The sequence below is a fragment of the Enterobacter cloacae complex sp. HYC074_NIDB genome (assembly GCF_056673345.1).
On sequence record NZ_CP114214.1, the window covers coordinates 1,915,155 to 1,932,576 of the forward strand.

27 protein-coding genes are annotated in these 17,422 nt (G+C 49.1%); 14 read left to right on the forward strand and 13 right to left on the reverse strand.

Annotated elements, in window-relative coordinates:
• Window positions 1–149: 149 nt before the first annotated feature.
• From O1724_RS09385 to O1724_RS09430, 10 genes are all read right to left on the reverse strand, one after another.
• Entirely contained in the window at window positions 150–1,292 is a 1,143-nt protein-coding gene (locus O1724_RS09385) for a phage integrase Arm DNA-binding domain-containing protein (protein ID WP_126296673.1), read from the reverse strand.
• Window positions 1,267–1,530, reverse strand: coding sequence for an excisionase (locus O1724_RS09390; protein WP_022650818.1), 264 nt, complete (start codon window positions 1,528–1,530; stop codon window positions 1,267–1,269). The genes O1724_RS09385 and O1724_RS09390 overlap by 26 nt, the downstream gene beginning before the upstream one ends.
• 64 nt (window positions 1,531–1,594) lie before the next feature.
• A protein-coding gene (locus O1724_RS09395; protein WP_108454466.1) for an IS3-like element ISEc52 family transposase occupies window positions 1,595–2,763 on the reverse strand; the annotation gives its coding sequence in 2 pieces (ribosomal slippage) (window positions 1,595–2,514 and window positions 2,514–2,763; 1,170 coding nt in all).
• Between the two features lie 69 nt (window positions 2,764–2,832).
• Window positions 2,833–3,087, reverse strand: coding sequence for a hypothetical protein (locus tag O1724_RS09400; RefSeq protein WP_126296672.1), 255 nt, complete (start codon window positions 3,085–3,087; stop codon window positions 2,833–2,835).
• Window positions 3,088–3,090: 3 nt separating this feature from the next.
• Entirely contained in the window at window positions 3,091–3,267 is a 177-nt protein-coding gene (locus O1724_RS09405; protein ID WP_165851954.1) for a hypothetical protein, read from the reverse strand.
• A gap of 1 nt (window position 3,268) precedes the next feature.
• Entirely contained in the window at window positions 3,269–3,940 is a 672-nt protein-coding gene (locus O1724_RS09410; protein ID WP_126296671.1) for an ead/Ea22-like family protein, read from the reverse strand.
• Window positions 3,937–4,197, reverse strand: a complete 261-nt coding sequence (locus O1724_RS09415) for a DUF4752 family protein (protein WP_126296670.1) — start codon at window positions 4,195–4,197, stop codon at window positions 3,937–3,939. Before O1724_RS09415 ends, O1724_RS09410 begins: the two co-directional genes overlap by 4 nt.
• Window positions 4,194–4,535 carry a hypothetical protein gene (locus O1724_RS09420; RefSeq protein ID WP_234833952.1) on the reverse strand — a complete coding sequence of 114 codons (342 nt, stop codon included), beginning with the start codon at window positions 4,533–4,535 and terminating at the stop codon, window positions 4,194–4,196. The genes O1724_RS09415 and O1724_RS09420 overlap by 4 nt, the downstream gene beginning before the upstream one ends.
• Window positions 4,532–5,359, reverse strand: a complete 828-nt coding sequence (locus O1724_RS09425) for a chromosome partitioning protein ParB (RefSeq protein WP_126296669.1) — start codon at window positions 5,357–5,359, stop codon at window positions 4,532–4,534. The genes O1724_RS09420 and O1724_RS09425 overlap by 4 nt, the downstream gene beginning before the upstream one ends.
• Window positions 5,359–5,607 carry a hypothetical protein gene (locus tag O1724_RS09430; RefSeq protein ID WP_479983967.1) on the reverse strand — a complete coding sequence of 83 codons (249 nt, stop codon included), beginning with the start codon at window positions 5,605–5,607 and terminating at the stop codon, window positions 5,359–5,361. Before O1724_RS09430 ends, O1724_RS09425 begins: the two co-directional genes overlap by 1 nt.
• Before the next feature lie 92 nt (window positions 5,608–5,699).
• Between O1724_RS09430 and O1724_RS09435 the strand changes: the two genes are divergently transcribed.
• A protein-coding gene (locus O1724_RS09435; RefSeq protein WP_108454466.1) for an IS3-like element ISEc52 family transposase occupies window positions 5,700–6,868 on the forward strand; the annotation gives its coding sequence in 2 pieces (ribosomal slippage) (window positions 5,700–5,949 and window positions 5,949–6,868; 1,170 coding nt in all).
• Between the two features lie 204 nt (window positions 6,869–7,072).
• Here O1724_RS09435 and O1724_RS09440 read toward each other — a convergent pair.
• Entirely contained in the window at window positions 7,073–7,393 is a 321-nt protein-coding gene (locus tag O1724_RS09440) for a hypothetical protein (RefSeq protein WP_022648915.1), read from the reverse strand.
• Window positions 7,394–7,919: 526 nt separating this feature from the next.
• Here O1724_RS09440 and O1724_RS09445 point away from each other — a divergent pair.
• Window positions 7,920–8,378: a hypothetical protein gene (locus tag O1724_RS09445; protein ID WP_022648914.1), complete on the forward strand. Its 459-nt coding sequence runs from the start codon at window positions 7,920–7,922 to the stop codon at window positions 8,376–8,378.
• A gap of 462 nt (window positions 8,379–8,840) precedes the next feature.
• Here O1724_RS09445 and O1724_RS09450 read toward each other — a convergent pair whose 3' ends face one another.
• Window positions 8,841–9,497 carry a LexA family protein gene (locus O1724_RS09450; RefSeq protein ID WP_032634713.1) on the reverse strand — a complete coding sequence of 219 codons (657 nt, stop codon included), beginning with the start codon at window positions 9,495–9,497 and terminating at the stop codon, window positions 8,841–8,843.
• A gap of 99 nt (window positions 9,498–9,596) precedes the next feature.
• Between O1724_RS09450 and O1724_RS09455 the strand changes: the two genes are divergently transcribed.
• The 12 genes from O1724_RS09455 (at window position 9,597) to O1724_RS09510 (ending at window position 15,759) form a co-directional block, all read left to right on the forward strand.
• Window positions 9,597–9,794: a Cro/CI family transcriptional regulator gene (locus O1724_RS09455; protein WP_032634882.1), complete on the forward strand. Its 198-nt coding sequence runs from the start codon at window positions 9,597–9,599 to the stop codon at window positions 9,792–9,794.
• Between the two features lie 25 nt (window positions 9,795–9,819).
• On the forward strand, window positions 9,820–10,290 hold the full coding sequence (locus O1724_RS09460) for a YmfL family putative regulatory protein (RefSeq protein WP_032634711.1): 471 nt from the start codon (window positions 9,820–9,822) through the stop codon (window positions 10,288–10,290).
• Between the two features lie 240 nt (window positions 10,291–10,530).
• Window positions 10,531–10,710: a DUF4222 domain-containing protein gene (locus O1724_RS09465; RefSeq protein WP_063945205.1), complete on the forward strand. Its 180-nt coding sequence runs from the start codon at window positions 10,531–10,533 to the stop codon at window positions 10,708–10,710.
• Window positions 10,700–11,578 carry a conserved phage C-terminal domain-containing protein gene (locus tag O1724_RS09470; protein WP_479983968.1) on the forward strand — a complete coding sequence of 293 codons (879 nt, stop codon included), beginning with the start codon at window positions 10,700–10,702 and terminating at the stop codon, window positions 11,576–11,578. The genes O1724_RS09465 and O1724_RS09470 overlap by 11 nt, the downstream gene beginning before the upstream one ends.
• Window positions 11,575–12,069 (forward strand): hypothetical protein, encoded by a 495-nt coding sequence (locus tag O1724_RS09475; protein WP_126296668.1) that lies wholly within the window; start codon window positions 11,575–11,577, stop codon window positions 12,067–12,069. The genes O1724_RS09470 and O1724_RS09475 overlap by 4 nt, the downstream gene beginning before the upstream one ends.
• A complete protein-coding gene (locus O1724_RS09480) occupies window positions 12,069–12,728 on the forward strand; it encodes an MT-A70 family methyltransferase (RefSeq protein ID WP_126296667.1) in 660 nt (219 codons plus the stop codon). The genes O1724_RS09475 and O1724_RS09480 overlap by 1 nt, the downstream gene beginning before the upstream one ends.
• The gene (locus O1724_RS09485; RefSeq protein ID WP_022650831.1) at window positions 12,725–12,952 is read left to right on the forward strand and encodes a hypothetical protein; all 228 of its coding nucleotides are present in this window, start codon (window positions 12,725–12,727) and stop codon (window positions 12,950–12,952) included. The genes O1724_RS09480 and O1724_RS09485 overlap by 4 nt, the downstream gene beginning before the upstream one ends.
• A complete protein-coding gene (locus O1724_RS09490) occupies window positions 12,949–13,269 on the forward strand; it encodes a LexA family protein (RefSeq protein WP_126296666.1) in 321 nt (106 codons plus the stop codon). Before O1724_RS09485 ends, O1724_RS09490 begins: the two co-directional genes overlap by 4 nt.
• Window positions 13,266–13,655 (forward strand): RusA family crossover junction endodeoxyribonuclease, encoded by a 390-nt coding sequence (locus O1724_RS09495; protein ID WP_126296665.1) that lies wholly within the window; start codon window positions 13,266–13,268, stop codon window positions 13,653–13,655. Before O1724_RS09490 ends, O1724_RS09495 begins: the two co-directional genes overlap by 4 nt.
• Before the next feature lie 24 nt (window positions 13,656–13,679).
• Window positions 13,680–14,396, forward strand: coding sequence for a phage antirepressor KilAC domain-containing protein (locus O1724_RS09500; RefSeq protein ID WP_338154853.1), 717 nt, complete (start codon window positions 13,680–13,682; stop codon window positions 14,394–14,396).
• Window positions 14,393–15,382 carry a DUF968 domain-containing protein gene (locus O1724_RS09505; protein WP_126296663.1) on the forward strand — a complete coding sequence of 330 codons (990 nt, stop codon included), beginning with the start codon at window positions 14,393–14,395 and terminating at the stop codon, window positions 15,380–15,382. The genes O1724_RS09500 and O1724_RS09505 overlap by 4 nt, the downstream gene beginning before the upstream one ends.
• Window positions 15,383–15,396: 14 nt before the next feature.
• Entirely contained in the window at window positions 15,397–15,759 is a 363-nt protein-coding gene (locus tag O1724_RS09510) for an antiterminator Q family protein (protein ID WP_059573519.1), read from the forward strand.
• 204 nt (window positions 15,760–15,963) lie between these two features.
• Here the strand turns inward: O1724_RS09510 and O1724_RS09515 are convergent, their stop codons facing one another.
• Complete coding sequence (locus tag O1724_RS09515) at window positions 15,964–16,959, reverse strand: SDH family Clp fold serine proteinase (RefSeq protein WP_126296662.1); 996 nt, start codon at window positions 16,957–16,959, stop codon at window positions 15,964–15,966.
• Between the last annotated feature and the right edge of the window lie 463 nt (window positions 16,960–17,422).

The window sequence follows — 17,422 nt, forward strand, 5'->3', positions numbered from 1 at the left end:
AACAGCCAGCGGGAGCGCTGGCTGTTGGGTCATGCGTTGCTGGTGGATGACTGTTTCTGGAGCAATTCGCTAAAATCTAAGTGACTGAATTTAATTCGTAAAACTCTTTCCCCAAAACATCCCCAAAATAATTCCCCAAAACTCCCTGTTTAAATCACAACTTTTTTCCATTCTAGACCACGATCATCTCCATACATTACGCTCATTGCTTCGGTTTTATGCCCTAAAAGAGTTTTGACATCTATACCCTGAGCTTTGTATGTTCTTGATGAAAGCGAGCGCTGTTCATGAAATGGCGGGAGGGCTGTGCAATCCTTAGGCCAGGTAATATTTGCTTTATCTCTTGCCTCCTTAAAATATCTTGATATTGTTTTTTCGGGAACGTGAGATCCCGCTTTACCGTATGCGTGATGCTTAACATGGTGGATCAGGTAAGGGCTCACTACTCTATCGCGACACTTACTAATAACATCAGCCAGAGACAACCCGATTGCATCGCACTTTAAATTTAAGGGGATAGCTAACTTCATTCCGGTTTTATTTTGGGTAACATGAAGGTGATTATCCCAAATGTCACTAAACTTCATCTCGACTATGTCACCTATCCTTTGCCCGGTGACTAAAGCCAAAAGCATAGAATTTTGAGCGCAAGGCGGCAAAGAGCCTGCGCTTTCAAAAATCAATTTCCATTGTTCAATGCTAAGCCTGCTTCGTTTCACTTTGGCTATTGGATTTTTTACAGCCAAAGCTGGGTTGTAGCCAGGATCAACCTCGCCAGCATGCTGCGCCTCTTTAAACACGTCGTTTAGCACGCTTCTTATCAGTTGGCCCATTCTGTGCTTTCCCTCTGCCTTATATTCATCAATAATTTTTGCAATGAGTCTTGTATCAACATCCTTCAGGCGAAGGTTTGGCACTCTATCTGCGAGAATCTGAGAACATAATCGTCTGGATTTTACAGTAGGGTTTTTTATCTCACCGTCACGCAACCTTTCCATCTGAATTTCGATGTATTTTTTAATCCACTCAGAAACACGTATACCTTGATCCTTTTTCCCTGAGCTCTTCATTGCCATATCAATCAGAGCATAAGATTGCTGAGTTTCTTGTTCTGCGGTTATACGGTTCATCTCGATTGCAGCAGCTTTTGCCGCTTCATCATCTGTTCCGAATCCAATAAATGAACCTGTTACAGGGTGGCGATATTGCCAATAAATTTTTGAGGTACGCTTATCTAACTTACAGTAAAGGTTGGGTATTTTGACATTATGTTTTCTGGGGCGAGCTGCCATTTATTGCTTTCTCCACTAACTGGCGGGCCTTGTCTGATAATGATGACGAAATATCAACACTGCCAACCATGCCAACAAAACGAGCATCTTCATCTATAACCCAGCGTCGACCTTGCTTTAAAGCTGGCGGATAAGTCTGTTTGGTCTTTGCTATTTTGTTTAATGCTGAGTTGCTTAATGGATATTTGAATCCATTAGGACCAGATGCCCACTCATGAAGTGTTACTAACTGCCCCATGCGTTTCTCTCCACTTAACCGGCTGCACCCGGTGTTTATTTCTGCAATTTATCCTTTGAAGTGGTCAACAAAAACTGGCCACCGCGTTAGAGTTTTTCCAGTATCGGTTTTCTGATTCGTTTGGCGTTAACCCACCATTATATTCGTGCGGTCTTAGTGCGCTGTAATATCCAACGATATAGTCCGTTATTGCGTGAGCTGCATCGCTGAAGCTTACATAGCCCGTCGCCGGCACCCATTCGTTCTTCAGACTCCTGAAGAAGCGCTCCATTGGGCTGTTATCCCAGCAGTTTCCACGCCGACTCATACTCTGCCTGATCCGGTATCGCCACAGTAACTGCCGGAACTGCCTGCTCGTATAATGGCTGCCTTGATCGCTGTGGAACATCACCCCGACGGGCTTACCACGGGTTTCCCATGCCATTTCCAGTGCTTTCATGGTGAGCCTGCTGTCCGGCGAGAACGACATGGCCCAGCCCACTGGCTTTCTTGCGAACAGGTCGAGAACAACGGCGAGGTACGCCCAGCGCTTACCCGTCCAGATATAGGTCACATCACCGCACCACACCTGATTTGGTTCCGTTACGGCGAACTGTCGCTCAAGATGATTCGGGATAGCAACGTGCTCATGACCGCCACGCTTATACCGGTGAGTCGGCTGCTGGCAACTGACCAGCCCCAGCTCTTTCATGAGTCTGCCAGCAAGCCAGCGCCCCATTTGGTAACCTCTCTGGGTTGCCATTGTGGCGATGCTTCTTGCTCCGGCAGAGCCGTGGCTGATGCCATGCAGTTCAAGTACCTGACTGCGTAATACAGCCCGTCTGCCGTCTGGCTTTTCAGGACGGTTTTTCCAGTATTTGTAGCTGCTGCGATGAACCCCGAACACATGGCAGAGAGTGGCCACAGGATAACGCGCCCTGAGTTTCCCGATTATCGAGAACTGTTCAGGGAGTCTGACATCAAGAGCGCGGTAGCCTTTTTTAATATTTCATTTTCCATTTCAATACGTTGTAGCTTTTTCCTGAGCTCACGGATTTCAATTTGTTCCGGGGTAATGGGGGAGGCTTTTGGTGTTTTGCCCTGCCGTTCATCACGTAATTGTTTCACCCATCGCGTCATTGTGGAAAGGCCGACATCCATAGCGCTGGCTGCATCTGCCACGGTGTAGTTCTGGTCAACGACCAGTTGAGCGGATTCGCGTTTAAACTCTGCGCTGAAATTTCTTTTTTTCATTATGACACCTGTGTTGTTCTGAGGTGAGCATATCACCTCTGTTCAGGTGGCCAAATTCAGTAAACCACTTCACTTCATGCTCTTAACTGTTACCGTAAGCAGATCGATATCAGTCACTTTGCCATGAATTATTTCAGCTATCCGCTCAACAATAGCGCGGTAGTTTGTTTGTTCGGCTTTACCATAAAGCAGCGATGCCAGAGCAATCTTCATCGCCTTCAGCGCCATGGCCGCATCTTCGTTTACTGCGCCGGGCACAGCGTCGCGCTCCTCTTCAAGCTCCGCGATAGTCTTCAGGAGCCATTCTTTGGTAAGTTCGCTCATTGGTTAGTCCTCCCCCCATTCGTCGCAGTAAGCATCAACAGGCGTTTTCCCGGCATCGTAATCATCACGCCATGCTTCAGCATCGGCGGCACTACCTCCGCGCAGGTCTGCATAGTCCATCAGTTGCTCATGCCATTCCTCAAATGTGGACGTTTTGTTTGTTGAACTAAAATCTGCCATATCACTCTCCTTTACCGATGCCAGCGAGCCAGTTACGAATGCCGATGTACTCAGCGTTCCTGAATCCGCTTTTTACGTAGATGAACGGCAACCGCAAGTTATGCCCGTTGCATGCCAGATAATCTTTGCATCCTTGCTCGGTGAAGCAGCAGGTAACAAAGTCATCAATGTCTTTTACTGCGATCCGCCGCCATTTGTCTGGCGTTTCGCGACAGTTATCATGGAGCAGTTCAAGACGTATTCTTTTCCATTCGGTCGCCTCGCACCCTTCCTCATCAACCCAAACGATACGGTCGCAGTCGTAATCTTCATCAACTACGATTTCGCGCTTCTGGAATACGCAGAACATCGGCTCGGATGTAATGCGGTTGTCCTGCGTTCTGATGTTTTCACCGATGATGTTGAATGAATCCGGTGCTCTGCGCGCCTCCAGCTCAGCAATCCGCCTCTCTGCGGCTTCCAGCTCATCCAGCAGCGCCAGTACGGTGGCGGGGTTAGCTGCGGCGATGAAGCGCTTATTGGATCGATTATCTGGTCCTGAGCATGATGAAATGTAGTAATTGGCGTTCAGACCGGCATCAGCAATTACCCCATGGTAGTCATCAGTACACCACTCTCCCGGCGTTGCGTTTTCTGCTGCCGTACGCAGCGACTGTTTGTCGATGTTGCTCATTGGGCGGCTCCTTCTGTGCGATAAATCATGATTGTCAGATCGCCTTTAGTCGCCAGGCGCACCGTTGTTCCTGGTTCGATGCTGGACAGGTCAAACGCATCGTAAAATTCGTTTACTGCCTTCTGTCTACGAGATAGCTTTCTACGCTTATCCCACTGCTTTAGCGCAATGGAGATAAACCACTGGCCTGTTTTGAACATGATGAATAACCACCCCATCAGAGCGAGGCCAGTGTTTAGAATGTCCAGAATGCTCATGACTGCACTCCTTTGCGAAGCTGGGCGGCGAAGTCACCGCAAATAGTTGCCGCTGCATCAAGGCCGACCTGTTCGTCCTGATAGCAATTAACAATTGCATTGCTAATTTTCAGGCAAACTTCATCTACTGCGGCGGCCCGCACTTCAGCCAGGAAAGCTTGGTACGCAGGAATCTGCATCACAGCCAGCGATCGAATTATCTTCTGAACTTCTGCCGGGCACTGCTCATAGTGATCGTCTGTGATGAACACTACCTCGTTGTGGATTGCTTCGACTGCACGCAACTCCGCAGCCAGCGCCGAGCACTTGGCTTCAAGTTCTTCATAATTCAGTTTCATGCTGGCGCTCCTGAACGTTGTGAAGCTATGGCTTTATGCTCGTCGATAATTTCCATGGCTTCTGCATGCGCCAACCCTTCGAGAGAGATGATGCCCGTGTCACTTATCCCGGCCTGGCTTATCAACTCAACAAGGCGGCGCGCTTTCTTAACGCTAATCTCCGGCGCTATAACGCTGCGGGTGACTTTCTTTTTCCCCCTGGCGGCAGCAGAAGCTTTATCCTTCTGAAGAACCTCACCGGCCTTTTCGCCAAACTCTTTTACTCGGTCAACGGCCACATCTACAGACACGGTCCCGGACTTAACTTCTTTCTGAACGTCGTGATTGGCTGTGCTAAGAAGCAGAAGCTTTTCGACCGTAGGGACAGACTTGTTGACCAGTTTTGCTATCTCGCTGGTGGTCTGGTTGAAGGCGTTATGAAGCTCCTGAATAACAGCAGCCTGTTCCATATCGGATAGCGGAAGCTGGTTGTTACTGGTCATGATGCGCGCCAGGCGCTGAACATCGTTACCGTTGAACGGCATGATATGGATGCGGTCTACTGGCTTACCAGCTTCTGCACAGCGCGCATAGCAGCGACGCCGACGGTGGCCTTCAACAACCCACACTCCACCTTCATCACGGGCTATAACTTCCAGCGGGGGAACGGAGCCACCGTTCATCAGATAGTTGAAGAGGTCATCATCTGCCTGGCGGGTACGTTCATCATCTTCGCGTTTGTTGAAACCTTCCCGCACATGGATTTGGTCGAGGCTGATGAACATCCCGGTATCGGTGCGCTTGATGGTCCCGTCACGGGTCATTTGCTTGAATGAGTTAGCCATCAGAGAGCCACCTCGCTATTTTGGGAAATGACGACGGTAGACAACTCACGTAGTTCTCGCTGGGCTTCCAGTAAATGCATATTTGTTCTGATCTTCGTGTGGCGTTCAACAATGCGGTCACACTCTTTGGCCCAGCTTGCGACATCTTCACGCAACGTGGCGTTCTGAACAGCCAGTTCCTTACGCTGAGCCATCGCTTCACAAAGCGCGACGCTGGTATAGTCCAGGCGGTTAGCCAGTTCTTTCATAATGCCGCAATAAGCTGGCGTGAAGTGGTTTACTGAATTTGGCCACCTGAACAGAGGTGATATGCTCACCTCAGAACAACACAGGTGTCATAATGAAAAAAAGAAATTTCAGCGCAGAGTTTAAACGCGAATCCGCTCAACTGGTCGTTGACCAGAACTACACCGTGGCAGATGCAGCCAGCGCTATGGATGTCGGCCTTTCCACAATGACGCGATGGGTGAAACAATTACGTGATGAACGGCAGGGCAAAACACCAAAAGCCTCCCCCATTACCCCGGAACAAATTGAAATCCGTGAGCTCAGGAAAAAGCTACAACGTATTGAAATGGAAAATGAAATATTAAAAAAGGCTACCGCGCTCTTGATGTCAGACTCCCTGAACAGTTCTCGATAATCGGGAAACTCAGGGCGCGTTATCCTGTGGCCACTCTCTGCCATGTGTTCGGGGTTCATCGCAGCAGCTACAAATACTGGAAAAACCGTCCTGAAAAGCCAGACGGCAGACGGGCTGTATTACGCAGTCAGGTACTTGAACTGCATGGCATCAGCCACGGCTCTGCCGGAGCAAGAAGCATCGCCACAATGGCAACCCAGAGAGGTTACCAAATGGGGCGCTGGCTTGCTGGCAGACTCATGAAAGAGCTGGGGCTGGTCAGTTGCCAGCAGCCGACTCACCGGTATAAGCGTGGCGGTCATGAGCACGTTGCTATCCCGAATCATCTTGAGCGACAGTTCGCCGTAACGGAACCAAATCAGGTGTGGTGCGGTGATGTGACCTATATCTGGACGGGTAAGCGCTGGGCGTACCTCGCCGTTGTTCTCGACCTGTTCGCAAGAAAGCCAGTGGGCTGGGCCATGTCGTTCTCGCCGGACAGCAGGCTCACCATGAAAGCACTGGAAATGGCATGGGAAACCCGTGGTAAGCCCGTCGGGGTGATGTTCCACAGCGATCAAGGCAGCCATTATACGAGCAGGCAGTTCCGGCAGTTACTGTGGCGATACCGGATCAGGCAGAGTATGAGTCGGCGTGGAAACTGCTGGGATAACAGCCCAATGGAGCGCTTCTTCAGGAGTCTGAAGAACGAATGGGTGCCGGCGACGGGCTATGTAAGCTTCAGCGATGCAGCTCACGCAATAACGGACTATATCGTTGGATATTACAGCGCACTAAGACCGCACGAATATAATGGTGGGTTAACGCCAAACGAATCAGAAAACCGATACTGGAAAAACTCTAACGCGGTGGCCAGTTTTTGTTGACCACTTCAGCGGAAGGAGAGGGGCTGCCTTACGCGCTGCGTCAATCAGCTGCTCGCGGGTCATGCGTGGTTGTAACTCGGTGACGTTCTGTGTGTTAGTCATGGATAGTTTCTCCGTGTTATACGCGCTCTGCACAGCGCTGAATTTTGGTTGCACGAATCCCGGCACTTGAATGCTGCCAAATTCGTATTTACTCATTAGGTATTAAAAATATTCGCGATTATCAGAACGAACGCGTTCGAGAATAATTTTTGCTTCATCCAAGGTTGGTGCAAGCAAGGCTTTCTCTATCGCTCTGGCAAAACTAATCGCATCGCATTCGTAGCTGTCTGCCCGTGATTCCCAATCAGATGCCTCTTCTTCAGCAGAAGAAATACGGTCATCGTATTCATATTCCAGCTCATGGCGAACCTCAGCGCGAAGACTTTCACGAATAATGTCTGACGCTTCTTCAAGTGGAAGAATGACCAGTAAATTTTCGGGCTGATAAGTACCATATTTAACAGCCAAATCGTTTGCAGACATGCTACCTCCAGAAAAAGCGCCCGCCGCTGAGCGGGCAAATAGCATTTTTCCAATCCAACCAGAACAGGCTCATCGTCTCCTGTTGGTTGAGATGGCGTTATTACCATCACCAAGCACCCTGAGGATGCTTGAGGCTGGCAGCCACAATCGACACTGCAATGTCGAAACGTTACTTCTCCACAATTGAGAGCGCGTTCTCCTGAGTTGATTTAACGACTACGGCCTCTCAAGTTGAACGCTGAACGCGCTTTCAGTTGTGTAAAAGGGGCGGTCGACATTAAGGACATTCAAAACTGCCGACCGCCAAGACTACACACAGCAATCAAAACTTTGCCTGTCTTTTCACCACATCAGGCTCGGTGGATCTGGCTATTCCCCAACAACCAGAGTTCAGTTAATCTGGATATCCCCAGCAACCACATGAGTACTTTTCAATGAAAAATTATTCAGATTATGAAGAGCGGCACATGTCTCCTTTTAAGAGACCTGAGCCACCAAAACCCAACGACGAAGACTGAGGTACCGCATGAACCGCGACGATATAATTTTTGATATTCATTATTCGCACTATCTGGAAAAGATGTTTGCCACCCTTACAGGGCGGATTGACCGAATAATTACGTTCATAATTATTTTGTCCGGGTGCGGCGTATTTGTTTCCGTGACTGGCTATTTTATTGTCGGCGCATTGATAGCTGCGTTGTCGATCTGCCAGGTTGTATTTCAGTTCTCCCGGGCGTCAGGTGTTGCGGCAGAGCATGCAAGAAAATACCTGGCATTGATCACAGATGAGCCAGCACTATCGAATGAGGAATTGTTGTCCCGCTTTAAACTTTTGCAGGATTCCGATTCGGAGCCATGGGGATCGCTTAAACCAGCCGCGCATAAACGCGCTTCAATAGTGCTTGGTCGCATTGACAATTCCCGTGCTCTCACTAGCAAAGAGGCTTTTCTCGCGAGGCTTGGGGGAGATCTTCCAGTATAGGATTTCAAGATGATTGAAAGAGCTGGTGGACATAAGCCAACACAACCACGGCCACCTGTCCAACCAAGTCCCCGCCCGCAGGGTTAGGGATATCCAGATTGTTAAAGAGCAAAGCGTCCTATGGGCGCTTTTTTATTTTCTGAATGCATCCTCGTCTCTTCCGAGGTGTCACACCTGATCGCCACGCTGGTGAAACGTCTCTGGCTGTCGTACACAACTGGCTTGCACATTCCGGCTACCCGCTGGATCGGGATACTGCCTAAGGAATCCCCGGACCGCTGCGGCACATGTGCCATATGCCGTACTACTTACTTCCACACCAACACAGGTAACTGTCAGTACCAGTGGCGTGATTCAAATGTAGGATATCTTACTTTGGTGTGTCAACGTTAAAAGTAGGAAAACTTACATTCAGGATGAAAAAAAACCGACACGAATGTCGGTCTTAAGAGGGGAAAGATATTAGAGGTCAGTTACTACTTGTTTTACCACACCGACAATTTTGCAGTTACCATTGACTTCCATTACGCGGTAGTTAGGGTTTAACGGTACCAGGTATTTTAATGGCCCATCAATAACAAACTTTTTGAGAGTGGCCTCAGCAGAACCAACAATCTGAGCGACAACAATTTTGCCATTAACTTCTTGTGGGCTGCCATAATCGGGGTCCACCACAACAAAGGAGCCTTCAGGAATACTTGGTGCTCCATTCGGGTTTGTCATAGAGTCGCCACGAACACGTAATGCAAAACCTTCATCAGATAAGTTGGCAGTGGTGAATATCCATTCGGAAATATCGTCCTCAGTAATGGGAGCACCACTTTCTGTCCATTCCCCAGCTTGAACCCAAGATAGGATAGGAATTTTCTTTACTCCGAATTTCTCAGTCGGCTTGTAAAGAATTTCGTCACAGTCTGGATCACCTTGTCCGGTAATAATCCACTGAGGGTTAGTTTTTAAGGCAGCCGCCAGCCCCTGTAGGTTAGATCCTCCAGGTTCATAATCACCAGACTCCCATCCTGTGACTGTTACTCGGTTTACACCAACCAACTTGGCGAGAACAGCCTGGGTGAGCTTTAGCTCTTTGCGTCTTGCGCGGATGCGTTCATTCATTTTCATGTAGGCAATCCTACCATTTTATGATGTAGGAATCCTTGACCTTTAAATGTAAGATATCCTACTATCATTATGTGTGTTTCCCTTACATTTAAGGCAAAAATGAAAAAAGATGATGTGGTTTCTTACTTCGGCAGCGTGGGGAACGTAGCCAAGGCTTTAGGGATTTCCCATGCATCAGTATCTGGGTGGGGTGAAGTAATCCCAAAGGGCAGGGCATTTGAGATTCAGGCACTGACTGCTGAAAAGTTGAAAGTTGATCCAACCCTTTACGCTAAGCCTAATCAAAACGCTGCTTAATTTTAACTACCAAAGGAAAAACAACATGGTAGAGCCAAGCCTGAAAGAAGTAGTTAAAGCGATGTGCAAAGCGTATCCAGGAGGCCGTGAGGCTATGGCCGGTGCTCTTGGCATGTCAGTAACTCAGTTCAACAACAACCTGTATGAGAAGAACGGCTGCCGTTTCTTCGAAGTGAACGAGCTGGAGGCGATGGAAGACATCTCGAATACGTCCCTCCTGGCGGATTACTTTGCCCGTCGCCGTGGCGCGCTGCTGGTGGACGTTCCTCAACTTGAAGACCTTGATCGTGTCGACCTGTTTGATCGTGCCATGAGAACGTCAGCAGCGCGTGGACGTGTTGATACCGTGATCCAGAGAGCTCTCGAAGATGGAGTAATCGAACGTCATGAAGCTGAAGAAATCAATGAATATCACCGCCGTCATCTGGCAGCGCGTGAAGAAGAGATCCGCGCGATTGTCGCGCTATTTAGCCGTAAGAAAAGCCAAAAAAAGTGACGCCCGCGAGTGTGCAGCTCCGGGCGTCGTGGCGTGTCGTATTCAGTGGAGAAACTAACGCATGAACAGTTTAAACCGATTGAGACCAGCGAAGCAATTCAGATGCCTTCCACTGGTGGGAAAAGATTCCTCGTTCGGCTATGTGGAGAGATTAAACAACCAGGCGGATCAGAACAACTACCAGCCTGTGAACGCGATGGTAGAAGCATTTGCACTGATGAACGAGAAGGGGCGTGAGGAATGGCTGAAGTTGACCGGCGATTCAGAGACCACAGAGGCATCACCGTCCACGTCATCAGATGGGAGCCCGAGACCCGACGCGTTATATACCTTCGCGAAGGGTACGATCATGAGTGCTTCAGCCCTCTTGAGCAATTCCAGCGTAAATTTACAGAGTTAAAGGACGACCATGAGCACTAAATTAACCGGTTACGTTTGGGACGCTTGCGCTTCTTCAGGCATGAAGCTGTCCAGCGTTGCCATCATGGCGCGTCTGGCAGACTTCAGCAGTGATGAAGGGGTTAGCTGGCCTTCTATTGCTACCATCGCGCGCCAGATTGGTGCTGGTGAGAGCACGGTACGCACAGCTATTTCTCAGCTGGAAAAAGACGGTTGGTTAACCCGCCAGCAGCGTCGTAAAGGCAACCGCAATGCATCGAATGTTTACCAGCTCAATGTTTCGAAATTACAGGCAGCTGCCTTTTCTCACCTGTCAGAATCTGACGCGTCAAAATCTGATGCATCAAAATCCTACCCGTCAAAATTTGATGCGTCGAAAAACAGTAATAATGGCAGTTTTCACCCGTCAGAATCTGGTGGGGATCCGTCAGTAAAATCAACTACTGATCCATCAGATAAAAAACCTAATTGTCAGGTTGCGTCGCAACCCGACACTGCATGTGTCAATCAGGTTGATTTGATAACTGGTCAGGCAGTCTTAATCCTCAACCATCTCAATGACGTTACTGGTAAGACATTCCGCAAGGGGAAAAGCTCCCTGGATAATATTCGCGCCAGACTTCGTGAGAACTTCACACACGATGAGTTGCTGTTGGTTATTGATTACAAGCACGAGCAGTGGAAAGACACGAAATACTACGAACACATGCAGCCAACAACTTTGTTCAGGCCGACCAAGTTCGAAGGATATTTGCAGAACGCGTTGCGCTGGAATAGCAAAGGCCGACCTAAGCGTGAGGACTGGGACGCTGTCCGCAAACAAGATCCATTGAAATTCGGTCAGCCAGACAAAGTCATCCCGGCAGGTTTCAGAGGAGCGAACTCATGAGCCTTCTGAAAGATATTCAAATTTTCATCGCTGAAAACCCTGGGTTAACTAACAAACAGATTGCAGCTTCAATGCCTCAATACCGCCTTCATGCTGTTCAGCGCGGTGTATGCCATCTGGTCAAACTGAATCGCGCAACCCGCCTGCATAACGGCAAGTGCTACCAGTATTTTGCCAAAGCACCGGGTGGGGAGGTTGGCGAGGGGCGTTCTGCACTGAAAATCAACCGGGCTGATAAACCAGCTGTACCAGAACAGGAAGAAGCTCTGAATCCGGCTGTGACCACAATGATGGATAAGGCTCAAGGCCTGTTTGAAAAAGGGCTCTACCAGCGTGCGGCCACAGTACTGATGGATGCCTTCAATCGCTCTAAGAACGAAGAGCAGCGGATGAAGATACTGATTGAGCGTCAGCGTTGCCTGAGCATGGCGCCGAAAGTGAAAGCACCCTCTGATGCATGGTGTCTGGCTGGCCGAGCGAGGAATGTCTGATGAAATACTCACTGATTTACGCTGACCCAGCCTGGCTTTATGACAACAAAGCCAGTAACGGTGCAGCAGAAGATCACTACGACACGATGAAACTGATCGACATGAAGCGCTTACCGGTTTGGGACCTGGCTTCCGATGATGCAGTTCTGGCTATGTGGTTTACCGGAACCCATACCCGAGAGGCTATCGAGCTGGCTGAAGCGTGGGGCTTTAAGGTCCGCACGATGAAGGGCTTTACCTGGGTAAAGTTCAACCCACTGGCAGAGAAGCATATCAACAAAGCACTTCAGGCAGGCCGTGTGGAAGATTTTTACGACTTCCTCGACCTGCTGAACGCACAGACACGCATGAACGGCGGTAACTACACCCGAGCCAATACCGAAGACTTGTTGATCGCCACCAGGGGGAATGGACTTGAACGCAAGTGCGCCAGCATCAAGCAGGTTATTTACAGCCCACTCGGTGAGCACAGCCAGAAGCCAGCAGAGGCGCGTTTCCGTCTGGAGAAGCTTTACGGTGACGTCCCACGCATCGAACTATTCAGCCGTTGCGGTGCGCCTGGCTGGGACCACTGGGGAAATCAATCTGAATCACCAGCCGTTGAGCTTATACCGGCAGTTGCCGTTCCCATGAAAAAACAACAGGAGCGCGCCGCATGAAAAAGCTATCTACCGAGCATGAGAACGCTGTGCGTGATGTAGCCCGTCAATGCAACGATGCCATCAAAAAAGCCCTAAAGCAGAAGCCAAAGCCAAGCTGGAATGTCGTAGTGCCTCCGATCCTGAAGGAGTACCACGAGAAGGTTAAACCGATGGGCGTAAGCCTGGTGATGTTCAACAGCGTAATCGGACGCCTGAACGGGCGTTATGGAGTCGAGTCATGATCGAATTAACGCCGCGTCAGAATGAAGTGTTCGAAGCTATCAAGGTTCATATCGAAAAGGCTGGCTTCCCACCTACGATGCTGGAGCTTGCCGGATTAATTGGCTGCGCATCACCGAACGCTGCTGTAGCGCACGTGAAGTCACTTAAGAAAAAGGGTTACATCACTGTTGCTCCTGGCGCAGCCAGGGGCATTACCGTCGTCAAAACGGAATGGGATGCAGATCCAGTGACGATCATCAAAGACCTGCTATCCGGTGGAGATAAGGCCAGAGATAACGCTGTTGAATGGCTGAAAAAACAGGGAGAGAGTTTATGAAACTGGTGCTCCCGTTCCCACCGAGCGTAAACACATACTGGCGAGCCCCAAACAAGGGGCCGTTAAAAGGCCGCCATCTTATCAGCGAGAAGGGCAGGGCATACCAGAGCGCGGCATGTGCAGCGATCATTGAGCAACTGCGTTGCTTACCACAACCATCATCATCACCAGCTGCGGTGGAGATCCTTCTCTTTCCGCCAGATGCCCGCCGCCGCGACATCGACAACTACAACAAGGCTCTGTTTGATGCGCTTACGCATGCTGGCATTTGGGAGGATGACAGCCAGGTGCAGAGAATGCTGGTGGAGTGGGGGCCGAAGGTACCGGGTGGACGTGTAGAAATATCCATCAAGAAACATGAACCTCTGGCGGGTGCAGCCGCCTGATAAGTGGAGAAGAGCATGAATCAGATGAACATCACCGTAACGTGTCCGACAAACCATGCCGCCGCGATAGGTCAGCAGATAACGATGTCCAGTCGTGAAATTGCGAAGCTGGTCGATTCCCGTCACAGCAATGTCTGCGTAACCATCGAGCGACTGATGAAATCCGGCGTTATTGGGGGGTATGCTGCAATGCAGTACACCCATCCTCAGAACCAGCAGACTTACCATTACTACGAAGTTAACAAGCGAGACAGCTATGTGATCGTCGCGCAGCTGTGCCCGGAGTTTACTGCCCGTCTGGTTGATCGCTGGCAGGAACTGGAGAGCGGGGCCGGGATGGTTGTTCCCCAAACACTCCCTGAAGCGCTCCGGCTCGCCGCTGATCTTGCTGAACAGAAGCAACGTCTGAGTGAAGAACTGGCAATTGCCGCACCAAAGGCTGAATTTGTTGATCGCTACGTCAAAGCCACCGGGTCAATGACATTCCGGCAGGTTGCCAAGCTCCTTAACGCCAAAGAACCCGAGTTCGCGATGTTCCTCATTGAGAACGGCATCATGTACCGCCTGAACCGCGTGCTTACTCCGAAGAGTAAACACATCGAAGCAGGCCGATTTGAAGTTAAGACCGGGACCACCAACCAGACCAACTATGCGTTCAATCAGTCTCGTTTCACGGCGAAAGGGGTGCGCTGGATAGGTGGACTTTGGGCAGAGTATGTCGCTAAGGGGCAAATTGCGTGAGAGCCATACTAACGCCTGAAATTGCGCCGATGTCCGGGGTGGTTCTGTTCCGCCCTGGTAACGAACTGCTCTGGCTATTCCGTCAGGGAAGGGTAGTTATTGAGCCACCATCCGAAGCCATCCAGCATCTGCCATCTGGATTAATCCCTGAAGCCCACCAGCCCCTGACTGACGATGCCAACATGCAGGCTATTTTCATTAACGAGAGGGTCATTCAGCGAGCTGGTGGATTGAGTAGCCTTGATGCCTGGCTGGAGAGAAAATTTGAATGTCAGTGGCCTCACACTGACTGGCATGCCAGTGACTTTACGGTAATGCGCCACGCTCCGGGGAGCATTCGTGTTTGTTGGTCATGTGATAACCATTTACGTGAGCAAACCACTGAAAGACTGGCAGGAATTGCCATGCAGAACCTGGTAAAATGGCTGCTGGAAAGGGTAAATATTGATTTAGGTTTCAGCCCTGACCACACTCTTTCGCTTCCTGAGTTCTGCTGGTGGATGGTACGTAATGATCTGGCTGACCTTGTTCCTGAATCAGTGGCGAGTAAAGCACTCAGAATCAAGCCAGAACAGCACAGTTCAGTGATGAGGGAAAGCGACATTGTCCCGTCATTACCGGCTACGCAAATCTTTCAGGAGAAGGCAAAAAAGATAGTGGCGGTGAAGGTCGATCCTGAAACGCCGGAATCTTTCATGCTGAGGCCAAAGCGCCGACGCTGGGAAAACGAGAAATACACCCGCTGGGTGAAGTCGCAGCAGTGCTGTTGCTGTAATAACCCGGCAGACGACCCCCACCACCTGATAGGACACGGGCAGGGTGGAATGGGTACTAAGGCGCATGACCTGTTTGTGATACCGCTGTGCAGAGCGCATCACGACGAGTTACACGCTGATCCTGTGGCATTTGAAGCGAAATACGGCGACCAGTTAACGCTGCTGTTTCGGTTTTTAGATCGTGCGCTGGCAATCGGCGTATTAGCATGAAAAGTGGAGAAAACATGCGTGATATTCAGAAGGTATTAGAGCGTTGGGGAGGTTGGGCCGCGAGCGATAGTTCTGGTGTGGATTACTCACCAATCGCAGCTGGTTTCAAAGGGCTTCTTCCTCAAACAAGTAAATCCCGCCTTTCTTGCACTGACGATGACGCCCTGATTATAGAAGGGTGTTTGGCTCGGCTTCAAAAACGAAAACCATATGAGCATTCGCTCTTGGTTGCTCATTATCTATATGGCATCTCAAAACGGAAAATCGCGAAAGCGAGAAAGAAGGATGAGAAGCTAATACGCATAGAGATCCAGATGGCAGAAGGGTTTATTGACGGTTGCCTTAGCATGCTCGATATACGTTTAGAATGTGAGTAGATACAACAACGGCTCTTTGAGAGCCGTTGCTTTTAGAAACTGTTTTTTATAACCGAACCTGTGGTGCAACTTAAAAAGTTACTGTAGCCATTTACCCCGTTATTACTGACTTTTTGAGCAGTAGAAGGGGTACTTGCTGGCTTAGGCGCAGCAGTATTTATATGCCTATTCGTATAGACTACAAAGTTTCCTGTAGATGATTTGTTATCCATGTCGAGCCCACCCTTCTGAGATAAGGTTATGATTTATGCCGAACTGACCTGGGGCGCCTGGAACTTGAAAACGCTGTAACATCCCCTCAGTGCGGAATTGATATGAAAACGTATCTGGAGCCTCTAAAATGCTCCTGACAGATACGTATGATGCTTGGTTCACTGTTCCTAAGATAGCATTTAGGTCAAAAGGTTCACCCAGATGCATCTCAGTTTTGAAATCTTCATAAATTGCTTTAATCAGGCCGTAAAGATGCTCATCTGGTTTTTCCACAGTAAGGCCCAGATCGTTTACTGCCTCGATTCTATTTATAGTGTAGTCATGGCTACCAGAATCACTACAAAGGAAACTTACAATTTTCTCAATACTTTCACTATCAGTGAGTTGATGAGAAAGTAGTTTTCTTGCGAGCATTTGAATCTGCGCTTTAGCTCGATAGACTTTACCAAGCACCAGTGGGTGAACCTTTTCACTTAATGCAAGGAGGATCTTTGCAAGTGAGGCGTCATCTTTGATACTCAAATCATGCTTAACTACTTCAAGATAACCATTGATTTCTTCAACGCTGACTGGAAGTTGAAGTTGCTGCCCATTGATAATGGTCGAAGGGTTAAGTGGTGTGTTCACACTCGGATCGATTGGCCCCAGGGTTGCCTGCTTAGTCATAACCAAGTTGTTAGCACCAAGACACATTATCGTCCCAGAACTATGACATTTGGATGGGATTATGATTTCGAGCTCTTTGCAAAACTGACGAAGCAGGTTTACAAGGCTCCATGCTGTCAAAGTATCCCCGCCTCGTGTGTAAAGCACAAGACTAATTTTTTGAACATCACCGATCACATCTAAATGATTGACGAACAAATCGAATACATCAGCACTGATTTGAGCTTCTTGGTTTGGTCTGTCACCTGTGACATAGCATAATACTTTTGAATTACGTGCTTGTTCCAGTTGCGCGTACAGAGCTTTACGCTGCTCAAACATTCAGATGTCCTTATGTTAAGAATTTTCAAACCAAGAGGTAACGTTCATTCAAAACTTACCACACAAGTGTATAGATGCTATCGGCAAAAAAAGCACATAAATTAGCGCATTTACGAAATTCATTGAGAATTTGCAATCGCACAGTGTGGATAACTTGTGTGCAAAGTGGCGTTGATTTTACTCATTCGCTTTAAAAAAACCATCGTTTTCCTCACGCGGTCCGCATTTTATGTATTACTGTGTTAAGAGTGGTTTCTACGCCACGGACTTAAAACGATTCCAAAACCCTGCTACGACAGGGTTTTGTCATGTAAGAGGCTGCCTAAAGGCGGCCTTTTTCATATCCGCGCCACGCTCGGCGCAATTCAACCACAGAGCCTTTCAGGGGTGAGCCATAGGGAACGGTCGGTGTGACTGTCTCTGTGGGCTGATCATTCCTGAGCGCTGGCTCACCCGCTAAAAG